The following is a 14,494-nucleotide window of genomic DNA, read 5'->3' as shown; positions in this document are numbered from 1 at the left end:
CGTCATCTACCCGCCAGGTTAACGACCGCTAACCGGGTTGTCTAGAATCGATTTCATGACCCCGCCGCCCCCGCCCGCGCAGCCCCCGGCCTCGCAGTCCTCGCCTCCGCCGTCCGCGACCGCGCCCTCCGCGACCGCTCCGTCCACGACCCCCACGCGGACCGACGCGCCGACGCGGCGCGAGCAGATCCTCCGCGAAGCCGCCCGTCTCTTCGCCGAGCGCGGCTTCCACGGCGTGGGCGTCGACGAGATAGGAGCCGCGGTCGGCATCAGCGGCCCCGGGCTCTACCGCCACTTCCCCGGCAAGGACGCGATGCTCGCCGAACTGCTCGTCGGCATCAGCGAACGCCTCCTCGACGGCGGCCGGCTCCGCGCCGCCGCCTGCGCCGGCGACCCGCACGCCCTGCTCGGCTCCCTCATCGACGGCCACATCGACTTCGCCCTCGACGACCGGCCCCTCATCACCCTCCACGACCGCGAACTCGACCGGCTGAAGCACGAGGACCGCAAGCGGGTACGGCAGCTCCAGCGGCAGTACGTCGAGCTGTGGGTGGCGGTCGTGCGCGAGCTGTATCCGGCGGCGGGGGAGTCGGAGGCGCGGGCGGCGGTGCACGCGGTGTTCGGGCTGCTGAACTCGACGCCGCGGCTCGGGGGGCCGCTGGGGAGGGCGGAGATGGAGGCGCTGCTGAGCGGGCTGGCGCACGGGGCGTTGTCGGCGCTGGGGTAGGGGGGCGCGGGTTCGGGTGGACGTTGGGCTGTTCGAGTGGCGGAAGCGGGGCTCACCAGGGGCGTACCCGTAGGGGGTTGGGGTGGAGGCGCGGCAGAATGGGGGGCATGCCGATACTCAGCCGCGCCGCCCTCGTCGAGCACCTTGTCCGCACCCGTATCGCCGGCGATGTCGCCACGCCCCGTGACAACAACCTCGGCCACTACCGCGCGCTCGCCAACGGCGACCGGCACTACTGGTTCGGCCTGGAGTTCGAGGGCCGGTGGAGTGACGAGCAGGACGTGCTCGCGGTGATGGCCGAGCGGTGCGGGGTCGTCGACGATCCGGCGCACCGGGCCGGGCGGGACACCATCGATCCCGAGCTGACCGTCGCCGCGCTCGACCGGATGGCGGCGCGGCTCGCGAAGGCCGCCGCCGGGCGGGAGCGGGTGCTGTTCGCGACCGGGCATCCCGGGGCGCTGCTCGACGCGCACAGCCGGGTCGCGGGCGCGTTGCGGGCGCGGGGGTGCGAGATCGTGCGGATCCCGGGCGGGCTGACCGCCGACGAGGGGTACGTGGTGCAGTTCGCCGACGTCGCCGTCTTCGAGCGGGGCGCCAGCCTGTGGCACACCCATTCGCCGGAGCCGATGAACGCGATCCTCGACGGCCTGGAGTCGCTGGGCGAGCCCGTGCCCGATCTGGTGGTCGCCGACCACGGCTGGGCGGGGCGCGCGGCGCAGCGGGGGGTGGACGCGGTCGGTTACGCGGACTGCAACGACCCGGCGCTGTTCCTGGCCGAGGCCGAGGGGACCATGCAGGTCACGGTGCCGCTCGACGACCACGTCCTCGACCCGCGTTCGTACGAGCCGATGACGGCCTACCTGCTGGACGCGGCCGGGCTCATGCGCTGACGCCCGGGGTCGGGTCCAGGTAGACCCGGCGGATCTCCGGGATCCGGGCGCGCAGCCGGGCCTCCGACTGTTCGCAGGCCCACTCGACCTCGGCCGCCGACGCCAGGTCCCGGAAGTCGATCTTCGCCGCGACCATGAACTCCCGCGGCCCCTGGATCAGCGTCGTCAGGTCCAGGACCGCGACCACGTGGGGGACGGACAGCAGTTCCTCGCGTACCGCCGCGCGCAGCGCGCGCGGCAGCGGGCGGCCGACCAGCAGGCGGGCGTTGGAGCGGCCGAGGACCCACGCCACGTACACGAGCAGCAGGCCGATGAGGATCGAGGCGGTCCCGTCCCACACGCCGGAACCGGTGAGCTGCCCGCCGAGCAGGCCGCCGGCCGCGAGCAGCAGGCCGACGAGGGCGGCCGAGTCCTCCATGACGACGGCCTTGACGGTGGTGTCCGGCATGAAGCGCAGATAGCGGGCGAAGGGCGTGCCCGTGCGGCCCGCCTCGGCGCGGACGTGGCGGACGCCGGTGCGCAGCGAGTAGCCCTCCAGGGCGAAGGCGACGGCGAGCACGAGGTACGAGACGAGCGGATCGCCCGGTTCCTCGCCGTGGGTGAGGGTGTGGATCCCGTCGTAGAGGGAGAACACCGCGCCGCCGACGAAGGTGGCGACGGCGGCGAGCAGCGCCCAGACGTAGCGCTCGCCCGCGTAGCCGACCGGATGGTCCTCGTCGGCCGGTTTGTCACTGCGGCGCAGCGCGGCGAGCAGCATGCCCTCGGTGACGGTGTCGGCGACCGAGTGGGCCGCCTCCGAGAGCATGGCGCTCGATCCGCCGGTGATGCCCGCGACGGCCTTGGCGGCGGCGATCCCCAGATTCGCCGCCGCGGCCACGAGGACCGTGAAGGTGCTCTCGCCGCCGCTCTCAGGACTGTGCGTACCGTCCGTCATGACAGCGGACGGTACGGGCGGTCGTCAGCGCGGGACGCGAACGACACCCTCCTGGATGACGGAGATCGCGAGCCGCCCGTCCTGGGTGTAGATCCGGGCCTGCCCGAGGCCGCGGCCGCCGGCGGCGGTCGGCGACTCCTGGTCGTACAGCAGCCACTCGTCCGCCCGGAACGGCCGGTGGAACCACATGGCGTGGTCCAGCGACGCCCCGACGACGTCCCCGACGGCCCAGCCGCCCCGGCCGTGCGCGAGCAGCACCGAGTCGAGCAGCGTCATGTCGGACACGTAGGTGGCGAGGACGACGTGCAGCAGGGGGTCGTCGGCGAGCTTGCCGTGAGTACGGAACCACACCTGCGACCGCGGCTCGCGCGGCTGACCGACCGACCCCCACGGGGGGACGTCGGCGTAGCGCAGGTCCACCGCCGCGCGGGCCTCGACCAGCCGGTCGGCGACCTCCCGCGGCAGGTGCCGGGGCAGCATCTCGGCGGCCGTCGGCAGCGACTCCGGGTCGGGCGCGGCCGGCATGTCCGCCTGGTGGTCCAGCCCTTCCTCGTACGTCTGGAACGACGCGGAGAGATGGAAGATCGGCTGGCCGTGCTGGACCGCGACCACCCGGCGGGTGGTGAAGGAGCGGCCGTCGCGGATCCGGTCGACGTTGTAGACGATCGGCGCGCTGGCGTCCCCGGGACGCAGGAAGTACGCGTGCAGGGAGTGCGCGAGCCGGTCCGCGGGCACGGTCCGGCCCGCCGCCACCAGCGCCTGGGCGGCCACCTGGCCGCCGAAGACGCGGGGGACGAGCGCGGACCGGGACTCGCCGCGGAAGATGTCCCGCTCGATCCGCTCCAGGTCGAGCAGATCGAGCAGGTCGTCCAAGGCGTCCGGGGTGCCGGGTGCCTGATGCGTGTGGGGCACGTGGACTGCCTACAGGCCCATCGACTTGGCGATGATCGACTTCATGATCTCGCTGGTGCCGCCGTAGATGCGGTTGACGCGGTTGTCCGCGTACAGGCGCGCGATCGGGTACTCGTTCATGTAGCCGTAGCCGCCGTGCAGCTGGAGGCAGCGGTCGATGACGCGGTGCGCGACCTCGGTGCAGAACAGCTTGGCGCTCGCGGCCTCGGCCGGGGTCAGCTCGCCCGCGTCCAGGGCCTCCAGGGCGCGGTCGGCGACGGCCTCGGCGGCGTCGACCTCGGCCTGGCAGGCGGCCAGCTCGAACTTGGTGTTCTGGAAGGTCGCGACGGCCTTGCCGAAGACGGTGCGGTCGGTCACGTACTGCTGCGCGAACCGGACGGCGGCCTTGGCCTGCGCGTACGCGCCGAAGGCGATGCCCCAGCGCTCGGAGGCCAGGTTGTGGCCGAGGTAGTAGAAGCCCTTGCCCTCCTCGCCCAGCAGGTCCTCGACCGGGACCTTGACGTCGACGAACGCCAGCTCGGCGGTGTCGGAGGTGCGCAGGCCCAGCTTGTCGAGCTTGCGGCCGATCGAGTAGCCCTCGGCCTTGGTGTCGACGGCGAAGAGCGAGATGCCGAAGCGGCGGTCGTCGGCGGACGGGGCCGAGGTACGGGCGCAGACGATCACGCGGTCGGCGTGCACGCCGCCGGTGATGAAGGTCTTGGAGCCGTTGAGGACGTAGTGGGTGCCGTCCTCGGAGAGCTTGGCGGTGGTCTTCATGCCCGCGACGTCGGAGCCGGTGCCCGGCTCGGTCATCGCGAGGGCCCACATCTCCTCGCCGGTGACGAACTTCGGAAGGAAACGCTTCTTCTGCTCGTCGGTGGCGAGCATCTTGAGGTACGGGAGGGCGAGCAGCACGTGCACGCCGGAGCCGCCGAACTGGACGCCCGCGCGCGAGGTCTCCTCGTAGAGGACGGCCTCGAACTTGTGCGTGTCCATGCCCGCGCCGCCGAACTCCTCGGGCACGTTGATGCCGAAGAGGCCCAGCTCACCGAGCTTGTAGTAGAAGTCGCGGGGCGCCTGGCCGGCGGCGAACCACTCGTCGTAGACGGGGACGACCTCGGCCTCGATGAAGGCGCGCAGGGTCTCCCGGAACGCCTCGTGGTCCTCGTTGAATACGGTACGGCGCACGAGCCGCCTCCTTGTGGTCCTGTCCTGGTCACCGGGCGCCAGGCAGCACAACGTGCCTAAGCGCTTGCTCACCCCAAGTTACCGATGGGTTGTCGAACCTGTCCAGAGTGATACCGAGCACTCCGGCCCCGTTGGGGGTACCCGGGGCGGCGGACCCCGTCAGGCGTCCGTGCCCAGGGCGAACCACAGCTCCATCCGGACATCCGGGTCGTCCAGGTCGCGCCCGTCGAGCAGGGCGGCGATACGGGTGACGCGCTGGCGGACCGTGTTGCGGTGGATGCCCAGGGCCGTCGCCGTCCGGTCCCAGTTGCCGTGCAGGGAGAGCCAGACGCGCAGGGTCTCGGTGAGGGCGGGGGAGAGCGGGGCGAGGAGGTCGCGCGCGTACGCCGCCGCCTCGTCCCGGTCCACGAGCGCGGCGAGCCCGCCCGCGCGGTGCCGGTCCAGCGGCGCCCGCCGGGCCAGCGCGCGCCGCAGCGCCCGGGCCGCCTGCGCGTCGGCGGCGGCCAGGCCGTCCGCCTCGGCGGGGGCGCTGACGCCGAGGGTCCAGCCGGGCTGGACGGTGACCGGCGAGGAGGCGGGGAGCAGGAGGCGTACGGCGTCGGGGCCGGCCGGGTCGGCCAGCGGGGTGCCGAGCGCCGCCGCCAGGGTCGCCGCCGCGAACGGGGTGCCGTCGCCCCCGCGCGCGTGGACGACGTTCCAGGGGCCCGGGCCGAGGGCGCGGGCCGCGTCGGCCGGGGTGGCGCCGAGGAGGAGACGGACCAGGGCCGTGTCCCGGGCGGCGGCGTCGGCGGCCCGGTGCGGGGCGGTCAGCAGGGAGAGCAGGACGACGGCGAGGCCCGCGAGGGTCCGGTCCCCCGGCGCCCCGCCCTCCGTCGCCACCCCGAGGGTCAGCCCCTCGCCGCCGCCCAGCGCGTACGCGGCGAGCCGCAGCCCGGCCCCGGCGTCTTCGCCACCCGTGTCGTCGCTCGCCGACGCGGGTGCGCCCGGCCGGGTCCCCACCACGCCCGCCAGCTCCGCGAGCGCCCGCGCCGCCCCCGGCGGGACCGCGCGGCCGGCCGCCGCCGACTCCGTACCGTCCGCCCCGAACAGCACCGCCCGCCCGCCGAGCCGCGCCGCCAGCGCGCCGAGCACCGCCGGCACCGGGGCCGGCCGGGCGGCCGCCGCCGCCAGGGACCGCTGGGCCTCGCTCACCCGCCGCAGCTCGCGCAGCCGCGCCTCGGCCATCAGTCGCCACAGCGCCCGCGCCACCGCGGTGAACGGCGTCCGCGGCGGCACCTCGATCAGCGGCAGCCCGAGCCGCCCGCACGCCTCGACGAGCTCCGCCGGCACCGTGTCGTACACCGGCGTCACCCCGAACCCGAGCGCCGCCGCCCCGGCCTCCCGCACCCGCGCCACGTAGTGCTCAGGGTCGGTGGGGAACAGCACGCCGGCCGTCAGCAGCAGCTCGCCGCCCAGCAGATACGGGTACGGGTCGGCCATCTCGGAGGCGTGCACCCAGTGCAGCGGCGCGTCCGCCGCGTCCGGCGGCCCCGCGAGCAGCCGCAGCCCCAGTTCCGCGCGGCCGAGCAGCGCCGACAGCGGGACCGGCGGGGTGGGCGGGAGCGGTGGGACCGGCGGGACCGGTGGGAGCGGTGGGACGTCCGGAGCGGTGCGCATGGCGGAGGTGGATCCTTCGTACATCCGAGAGTGGGGGAATGGAGGAAACGTACACTTCTGTGCCGCTCTCCGGCGCCTTACTGTCATGCCATCCCGCGACGTGCCCAGGCCTCAGGAGGACCGGATATGAGCAGCAGCGACCAGAACGCCCCGCGCGGCCCGATCGACTCGTCCCGCGTCCCGCGGTACGCCGGTCCCGCGACGTTCGCCCGGCTGCCGCGGCTCGACGAGGTCGGCCGCGCCGACGTCGCCGTGGTCGGCGTCCCCTTCGACACCGGCGTCTCCTACCGCCCCGGCGCCCGCTTTGGCGGCAACGCGATCCGCGAGGCGTCCCGCCTGCTCCGCCCGTACAACCCGGCGCAGGACGCCTCCCCGTTCGCCCTCGCGCAGGTCGCCGACGCCGGCGACATCGCGGCGAACCCGTTCGACATCCACGAGGCCGTGGAGACCATCGAGGCCGCCGCCGACGACCTGCTCGGCACCGGCGCCCGCATGATGACCCTGGGCGGCGACCACACCATCGCCCTGCCGCTGCTGCGCTCCGTCGCCAAGAAGCACGGCCCGGTCGCCCTGCTCCACTTCGACGCGCACCTCGACACCTGGGACACCTACTTCGGCGCCGAGTACACGCACGGCACCCCGTTCCGGCGGGCCGTCGAGGAGGGCATCCTCGACACCTCGGCGCTCTCGCACGTCGGCACCCGTGGCCCGCTGTACGGCAAGCAGGACCTCACGGACGACGAGAAGATGGGCTTCGGCATCGTCACCTCCGCCGACGTCTACCGGCGCGGCGCCGACGAGGTCGCCGACCAGCTGCGGCAGCGCATCGGCGACCGCCCGCTCTACATCTCCATCGACATCGACTGCCTCGACCCGGCCCACGCCCCCGGCACCGGCACCCCGGAGGCGGGCGGCATGACCTCGCGCGAGCTCCTGGAGATCCTGCGCGGCCTGTCCTCCTGCAACCTGGTCTCCGCGGACGTGGTGGAGGTCGCCCCGGCGTACGACCACGCCGAGATCACGGCCGTGGCCGCCTCGCACACCGCGTACGAACTGACCACGATCATGTCCCGCCAGATCGCGGCCGCCCGCGACGCCCGCGCCTGACGGGCGCCGGATTTCGGGAGCCGCCGCCCCGCAGGGGAGGGCGGCGGCGTCCCGGCCATGCATATGACAGGCCCGTCTCCCCGATCGCTGACCAAACCTTGCCCCCGCCCCAGCCCCGGCTTCCCAGAGAAGCCCGATGGGCGCGCTTCTCGTCGCTGAGGAAGGAGCCCCGGCCCCGCTGAGCCTCACCGTGCGGATCACACGGAGGCGAGGCCGCCCCAGCGGTCGCGATAGCGGGCCATCTGATCCTCGTACCCCTGCTCGAACGCGGCCTTCTCGTCGGCGGTCGGATTCTTGGCGTACATGGGCTCCGGGGCGATCAGCTCGGCGATCTCGGCGTACAGCTGCGCGGCGGCCTTGGCGCGGTCGCCGCCCTTCTCCCGGGCGAGAAGGATGTACTCGCTCGTGTCGCGCAGAAGTGCGACCACCTCGCGTCGCGGCTGGTTGATGGTCGCCTTGCGTGGTGAGGGCTCCGCGAGCTCGCCCTTCCCCACGGCCAGCGCCTCCATCATCCGGAACGCCGCGTGCAGCTTTCCGTACCCGTACGCCTTCCCGTCCTCGATCCGCGCCATCGGCTCCCTCTCCCGTCCCGCCGTACGACCGCCGGCCGGCGACCGCACCGGGGTCCTACCCACGGCCGGGCAGCCCTCCCCGCCCCGATCGGGTCTCTCCGGCCGTGGCAGGAGACTGGGGCGGCGGTGACAGAGACAGCGTGCACCCGCCACCGGCCTAGGACCTTCGACCGGTCTTCCACCGTGAATTGTTGCGATGGGATGAAAAGCAGACCGGGACGTGTTGGCCTTGCGGTAGACCAGCAAGGATGGGAGGCGCCGCGTGGCCGTCGTGGGGCAGGAACGGACACAGGAGCGGGCGGGGGACCGTCCCCGGCAACAGGGCTGGGCGCGCAGGCTGTGGGGGTACGCCTGGCGGTACAAGACCGACGTGGTGCTCGCGCTCGGGTCGTCGCTGGCCGGTATGGCCGTGCTCGCGCTCGTCCCGCTCGTCACCAAGGTGATCATCGACGACGTGATCGGCGCCAAGACCGGCTCCCTCGCCCTGTGGACCGGCCTCCTCGTCGTCTCCGCCGTCGTCGTCTACGTCCTCACCTACATCCGCCGCTACTACGGTGGCCGTCTCGCCCTCGACGTCCAGCACGACCTGCGGACCGAGATGTACGCGACGATCACGCGGCTCGACGGGCGCCGCCAGGACGAGCTGTCCACCGGGCAGGTCATCGGGCGCGCCACCAGCGACCTCCAGCTGATCCAGGGCCTGCTGTTCATGCTCCCGATGACCATCGGGAACATCCTGCTCTTCCTCATCTCGCTCGGCGTGATGGCCGCGCTGTCCCTCCCGCTCACCCTCATCGCCCTCGCCGTGGCGCCCGCCCTGTGGTGGATCGCCCGCCGCAGCCGCTCCCGGCTGCACCCCGCGACCTGGTACGCGCAGGCGCAGGCGGCGTCGGTCGCGACCGTCGTCGACGGCGCCGTGACCGGCGTCCGCGTGGTGAAGGGCTTCGGGCAGGAGGAGCAGGAGACCGGCAAGATCCGCGAGGCCGGCCGGAAGCTGTTCGCGGGCCGGCTGCGCACGATACGGCTGAACTCCCGCTACACCCCCGCCCTCCAGGCCGTGCCCGCCCTCGGCCAGGTCGGCGTCCTCGCGCTCGGCGGCTGGCTCGCGTACCGCGGCCAGATCACCCTCGGCACCTTCGTCGCCTTCTCCTCCTATCTGGCGTCCCTCGTCGGCCCGGTCCGCATGCTAGCCATGGTCCTCACCGTCGGCCAGCAGGCCCGGGCCGGCGTCGAGCGGGTCCTGGAGCTGATCGACACCGAGCCGACCATGACCGACGGCACCACGGAGCTGCCGGCGGACGCGCCCGCGACCGTCGAGTTCGACGACGTGTCCTTCGCGTACGAGAAGGAGGGCCAGGAGGGCAAGGGCGTCCCCGTCCTGGACCGCTTCTCGCTGGAGATACGCCCCGGCGAGACCGTCGCCGTCGTCGGCGCCTCCGGCTCCGGCAAGTCCACCGTCTCCCTCCTCCTGCCGCGCTTCTACGACGTGACGCGCGGCACCGTCCGGGTCGGCGGGCACGACGTCCGCGACCTCACCCTCGACTCGCTGCGCGCCGCCGTCGGCATGGTCCCGGAGGACAGCTTCCTGTTCTCCGACACGGTCGGCGCCAACATCGCGTACGGCGTCCCCGACGCCACCCGGGAGCAGATCGAGGCCGCCGCCCGCGCCGCCCAGGCGGACCGTTTCATCGCCGAACTGCCCGACGGGTACGACACCACGGTCGGCGAGCACGGGCTCACCCTCTCCGGCGGCCAGCGGCAGCGCGTCGCGCTCGCCCGCGCCATCCTCACCGACCCGCGGCTGCTCGTCCTCGACGACGCCACGTCCGCCGTGGACGCGCGCGTGGAGCACGAGATCCACGAGGCCCTGAAGTCGGTGATGGAGGGCCGTACGACCCTGCTCATCGCCCACCGCCGCTCCACCCTCGGCCTCGCCGACCGCATCGCCGTCCTCGACGGCGGCCGGCTCGCCGATATCGGCACCCACGAGGAGCTGGAGGAGCGCTCCGCGCTCTACCGCCGGCTGCTCACCGACCCCGACGAGCTCGGCGGCGTCTCGCCCGGCCACACCCTCCCGCCCACCGCAGCGGACGACGGCGACGAGGCGGGCGCCGGTACGCCGGAGGACCGCGCGCTGCGCGCCGAACTGGACGCCGAGTTCGACGCCGAACGCGGCATCACCCCCACCCTGTGGGTCCGCGACGAGGCCGCCGACGCCGAGGCGAAGACCCCCGGCGCCACCCCGGAACTCCTCGCCGCCGTCGCCGCCCTGCCGCCCGCCACCGACACCCCGGACGTCGACGAGGCCCGGGCCGTCGCCCCCGAGGAGTCGTACGGACTGCGCCGCCTGCTGCGCGGCTACGGCCGGCCGCTGCTCCTCAGCCTCGGCCTGGTCGCCGTCGACGCCGGCGCGTCCCTGCTCCTGCCGATCCTGATCCGGCACGGCATCGACCAGGGCGTCGACAAGATGATGATCGGCGCCGTCTGGACCGCCTCGCTGCTCGCGCTGCTCACCGTGCTCGTCCAGTGGGTCGTGCAGACCACCGAGACCCGGGTGACCGGCCGCACCGGCGAGCGGATCCTCTACACCCTGCGGCTGAAGATCTTCGCCCAGCTCCAGCGGCTCGGCCTGGACTACTACGAGCGCGAGCTCACCGGCCGGATCATGACCCGGATGACCACGGACGTCGACGCCCTGTCGACCTTCCTCCAGACCGGTCTGGTCACGGCCTTCGTCTCCGTCATCACCTTCTTCGGCATCATGGTCGCGCTGCTCGTGCTCGACCTCCAGCTCGCCCTCGTCGTCTTCGTGACCCTGCCGGTCCTCGCCGTCGCCACGTACTTCTTCCGCCGCGCCAGCGTGAAGGCGTACGAGCTGGCCCGTGAGCGGATCAGCTCCGTCAACGCCGACCTCCAGGAGTCGGTGTCGGGCCTGCGGATCGTGCAGGCGTTCCGGCGCGAGCGCAGGGGCGCCGAGCGGTTCACGGCGCGCAGCGTCGAGTACCGGGCGGCCCGGATCCGCGGCCAGTGGCTGATCTCGGTCTACTTCCCGTTCGTCACCCTGCTGTCCTCCGTGGCCACCGCCGCCGTCCTCATCGTCGGCGCGCACCGCATCGAGGCGGGCACCCTCACCACCGGCGCGCTGGTCGCCTACCTGCTCTACATCGACCTGTTCTTCGCGCCCGTGCAGCAGCTCTCGCAGGTCTTCGACGGCTACCAGCAGGCCGCCGTCTCCCTCAAGCGGATCCAGGAACTCCTCCAGGAGCCCACCTCCACCGCGGCCGCGGACCGGCCCCGCGAGGTGCGGGCGCTGCGCGGCGACCTCGCCTTCGAGGACGTGTCCTTCTCGTACGGGGGCGACGCCGGCGGCACGAAGGACGAGTCGGCGCTCACCGGGATCGACCTGCGGATACCGGCCGGGCAGACCGTCGCCTTCGTCGGCGAGACCGGCGCCGGCAAGTCGACGCTGGTCAAGCTGGTCGCCCGGTTCTACGACCCGACCTCCGGCCGGGTCACCGCCGACGGCACCGACCTGCGCGAGCTCGACATGACCCAGTACCGCCACCGGCTCGGCGTGGTGCCGCAGGAGTCGTACCTGTTCCCCGGGACGGTCCGCGACGCCATCGCGTACGGACGTCCCGACGCGAGCGACGCCGAGGTGGAGGCCGCGGCCCGCGCGGTCGGCGCCCACGACATGATCGCCGGGCTCGACGGCGGCTACCTCCACGAGGTCGCCGAGCGCGGCCGGAACCTGTCCGCGGGCCAGCGCCAGCTGATCGCCCTGGCCCGCGCCGAACTGGTCGACCCCGACGTGCTGCTCCTCGACGAGGCGACGGCCGCGCTCGACCTGGCCACCGAGGCGCAGGTCAACGCCGCGACCGACCGGCTCGCCGGACGCCGCACGGCCGACGGCGAGACGCCCGGCACCGGACCCCGCACCACCCTCATCGTCGCCCACCGGCTCACCACGGCCGCCCGCGCCGACCGGGTGGTCGTCATGGACCACGGCCGGGTCGCCGAGGACGGCACGCACGACGAACTCCTGGCCTTGGACGGCCGGTACGCGACGCTGTGGCGCACCTTCATCGGCGAGGACGGGCACGGTGACGGGCACGAGAAGGACGAGGTCATGGCGACCGAGGCCCGCTGAGGCCCGCGGAGAGCAAGGGACCGGCCGGGGCGGCGTTCGGAGCGAGGGCAACCGAACGCCGCCCTTCGGCGTCGTATGGGTGTACGAGCCACACAGGGGATGCGCAGGGGACTCACCGGGTCACGGGGTCGCAGGGTCGCAGGGTCACAAGGGAGAGGGGCAGGCACGTGCGCGCAGGTGCCGGGGCAGGTGCCAAGTCCAGGGCCGAGACCGGGGCCGCGTCCACGACCGCGTCCGGACCCGCGTCCACGACCGCGTCCGGACCCGCGTCCGAGACCGAGACAGGGGCCGGGACCGGGGTCGTACGGCGGAACGGGCGGCGGCTCGCCGCGTATCCGCTCGCTCTGCTGCTCGCCGCTGGGTCCCTCGTCCTCGCCGGCCCGGGCGCCGGGGCCGCCGACGCCGCCTCCGTCTGTCAGGGCCGCCCCACCCGCACCATCGGCTTCGCCACCGGCTCGCTGCGGCTCTACCGCACCCGCTCGTACGCCTGCGTCCTCGCCGTGGCCAAGCGCGCCGGCGCCGCGCGCCCCATGTCGGTGTCCCTGCAGCCGCGCGGCGGGCGGGCCGTCGTCGACGCGGGCCGCTTCACCCGGCAGGCCGGACCGGTCACCGTGCACGCCCTCCACCGCTGCGTGCGCGCCACCGCCTCCCTCGACGGCCGGTCCACCGCCACGGGCTGGATCCTCTGCTGAAGCACAGGTAAGTGATGATCAGGTCTGGCGGTTCGGACACCGCGCCCGCTAGGTTCACGACACCGTTGTGAACCCAGGGGAGGGTGAATGCGCAAGTCGCTGAGATGGCTCGTGTCGTTGTCGGTGGTCATAGGCACCGTCGGCCCGACGGCCACGGTCGCGACCGCCGCCGACGCGGAGGCCGCGGGCACGGAGCAGAGTGCGGCCGCCGTCGGCACGGACATCAAGGACCGCCTCCTGGCGATTCCGGGGATGAGCCTGATCGAGGAGAAGCCGTACGCGGGGTACCGCTACTTCGTCCTCAACTACGAGCAGCCGATCGACCACAAGCGCCCGTGGGCGGGCACCTTCCAGCAGCGGATCTCGGTCCTCCACAAGGACACCGACCGCCCCACCGTCTTCCGTACCAGCGGCTACGGGCTGAGCACCACGCCGAGCCGCACCGAGCCCACCCGCATCATCGACGGCAACCAGATCTCCATGGAGTACCGGTTCTTCTCGCCGTCCCGCCCCGAGCCGGCCGACTGGTCGAAGCTGGACATCTGGCAGGCCGCCAGCGACCAGCACCGCATCTTCACCGCGCTGAAGTCGGTCTACGGGAAGAAGTGGCTGTCCACCGGCGCCTCCAAGGGCGGCATGACGGCCACCTACTACGAGCGCTTCTACCCGAAGGACATGGACGGCGTCGTCGCGTACGTGGCGCCCAACGACGTGGTAGATAAGGAGGATTCGGCGTACGACCGGTTCTTCGAGACCGTCGGCACGAAGGACTGCCGCGACCGGCTGAACAACATGCAGCGCGAGGCGCTGCTGCGCCGTAAGCCGCTGGAGAAGAAGTACGCGGCCTGGGCGAAGGAGCAGGGCGCCACCTTCAACACGCTCGGCTCGCTCGACAAGGCGTACGAGGCCGTCGTCCTCGACTTCGTGTGGGGCTTCTGGCAGTACTACGGCCAGGACGTCTGCGACCAGATCCCGGTCGCCGCCACCGCGAGCGACGACGACGTGTACAACACGATCGACGCCTACTCGGGCTGGTCCGCGTACACCGACCAGGACCTGGAGTACTACACCCCGTACTACTACCAGGCGGCCACCGAGCTGGGCTCTCCCAGCATCAAGCAGCCGCACCTGGCCGGGCTGAGCCGCTACGGCTACCAGCCCGCGAGCTCCTTCGTGCCGAAGGAGATCCCCATGAAGTTCAAGCCCCAGGTCATGCGGGACGTCGACGACTGGGTGCGCAAGAACGCCCACCAGATGCTCTTCGTCTACGGCGGCAACGACCCGTGGGGCTCGGAGAAGTTCCGCCCGGGCAAGAGCGCGCGTGACAGCTACGTGTACGTCGCGCCGGGCATGAACCACGGGGCCAACATCGACGGCCTCGTGGCCGACGAGAAGGCCAACGCGACCGCCCGGGTGCTCGCCTGGGCCGGGGTCGACGCGCCCGCCGTCGACGCCGCCAAGCCGCTGGCCCGCTACGACGCCCGCCTCGACCGGCCGGTCGACGAGGACGCCACGCGCGAGCACGGGCTCCGTCCGTAGTCCCGTGGTGTGAAGGAGACGAGCCGGCCCTCCGTCCCCGGCGGACGGAGGGCCTGACGTGGTCGGCCAGGCCGTCGCCGTTGACGTCCCGCAGGCTGGTTTCGGCCCGGCTGATGCCTGTGGACGCGTTGACGCCGGGGTTGAAGAC

General features: G+C 73.1%; 11 protein-coding genes. 6 read left to right on the top strand and 5 right to left on the bottom strand.

Going from position 1 to position 14,494, the window contains the following annotated elements; genetic code table 11:
* Positions 1 to 55 precede the first annotated feature (55 nt).
* Positions 56 to 727, top strand: a complete 672-nt coding sequence (locus ABZ693_RS26100; protein WP_359881815.1) for an SACE_7040 family transcriptional regulator — start codon at positions 56 to 58, stop codon at positions 725 to 727.
* A gap of 107 nt (positions 728 to 834) precedes the next feature.
* Positions 835 to 1,617, top strand: a complete 783-nt coding sequence (locus ABZ693_RS26095) for a phosphatase (protein ID WP_359881813.1) — start codon at positions 835 to 837, stop codon at positions 1,615 to 1,617.
* Here ABZ693_RS26095 and ABZ693_RS26090 read toward each other — a convergent pair.
* The 4 genes from ABZ693_RS26090 to ABZ693_RS26075 form a co-directional block, all read right to left on the bottom strand.
* Positions 1,607 to 2,551: a cation diffusion facilitator family transporter gene (locus ABZ693_RS26090; protein WP_359881810.1), complete on the bottom strand. Its 945-nt coding sequence runs from the start codon at positions 2,549 to 2,551 to the stop codon at positions 1,607 to 1,609. The genes ABZ693_RS26095 and ABZ693_RS26090 overlap by 11 nt on opposite strands.
* Positions 2,552 to 2,575: 24 nt before the next feature.
* Positions 2,576 to 3,463 (bottom strand): acyl-CoA thioesterase, encoded by an 888-nt coding sequence (locus tag ABZ693_RS26085; protein ID WP_359881807.1) that lies wholly within the window; start codon positions 3,461 to 3,463, stop codon positions 2,576 to 2,578.
* Positions 3,464 to 3,472: 9 nt separating this feature from the next.
* Positions 3,473 to 4,630, bottom strand: coding sequence for an acyl-CoA dehydrogenase family protein (locus tag ABZ693_RS26080; protein WP_359881805.1), 1,158 nt, complete (start codon positions 4,628 to 4,630; stop codon positions 3,473 to 3,475).
* Positions 4,631 to 4,789: 159 nt separating this feature from the next.
* The gene (locus ABZ693_RS26075; protein ID WP_359881802.1) at positions 4,790 to 6,286 is read right to left on the bottom strand and encodes a PucR family transcriptional regulator; all 1,497 of its coding nucleotides are present in this window, start codon (positions 6,284 to 6,286) and stop codon (positions 4,790 to 4,792) included.
* Positions 6,287 to 6,412: 126 nt separating this feature from the next.
* Here ABZ693_RS26075 and speB point away from each other — a divergent pair, with 126 nt between their 5' ends.
* A complete protein-coding gene (speB, locus tag ABZ693_RS26070; protein WP_359881799.1) occupies positions 6,413 to 7,393 on the top strand; it encodes an agmatinase in 981 nt (326 codons plus the stop codon).
* Positions 7,394 to 7,590: 197 nt separating this feature from the next.
* Here speB and ABZ693_RS26065 read toward each other — a convergent pair whose 3' ends face one another.
* Positions 7,591 to 7,965 carry a hypothetical protein gene (locus ABZ693_RS26065; RefSeq protein WP_359881796.1) on the bottom strand — a complete coding sequence of 125 codons (375 nt, stop codon included), beginning with the start codon at positions 7,963 to 7,965 and terminating at the stop codon, positions 7,591 to 7,593.
* Between the two features lie 262 nt (positions 7,966 to 8,227).
* Between ABZ693_RS26065 and ABZ693_RS26060 the strand changes: the two genes are divergently transcribed.
* The 3 genes from ABZ693_RS26060 (at position 8,228) to ABZ693_RS26050 (ending at position 14,346) form a co-directional block, all read left to right on the top strand.
* Complete coding sequence (locus ABZ693_RS26060) at positions 8,228 to 12,115, top strand: ABC transporter ATP-binding protein (RefSeq protein ID WP_359881794.1); 3,888 nt, start codon at positions 8,228 to 8,230, stop codon at positions 12,113 to 12,115.
* 344 nt (positions 12,116 to 12,459) lie between these two features.
* Complete coding sequence (locus tag ABZ693_RS26055) at positions 12,460 to 12,807, top strand: hypothetical protein (RefSeq protein WP_359881904.1); 348 nt, start codon at positions 12,460 to 12,462, stop codon at positions 12,805 to 12,807.
* Positions 12,808 to 12,894: 87 nt separating this feature from the next.
* Positions 12,895 to 14,346: an alpha/beta hydrolase family protein gene (locus tag ABZ693_RS26050; RefSeq protein ID WP_359881791.1), complete on the top strand. Its 1,452-nt coding sequence runs from the start codon at positions 12,895 to 12,897 to the stop codon at positions 14,344 to 14,346.
* Positions 14,347 to 14,494 lie beyond the last annotated feature (148 nt).

Source organism: Streptomyces laurentii (assembly GCF_040635425.1).
GTDB classification, from domain to species: domain Bacteria; phylum Actinomycetota; class Actinomycetes; order Streptomycetales; family Streptomycetaceae; genus Streptomyces; species Streptomyces laurentii.
Note: the sequence above shows the minus strand (reverse complement) of the source record. Positions and strands in the feature narration are given on the sequence as shown.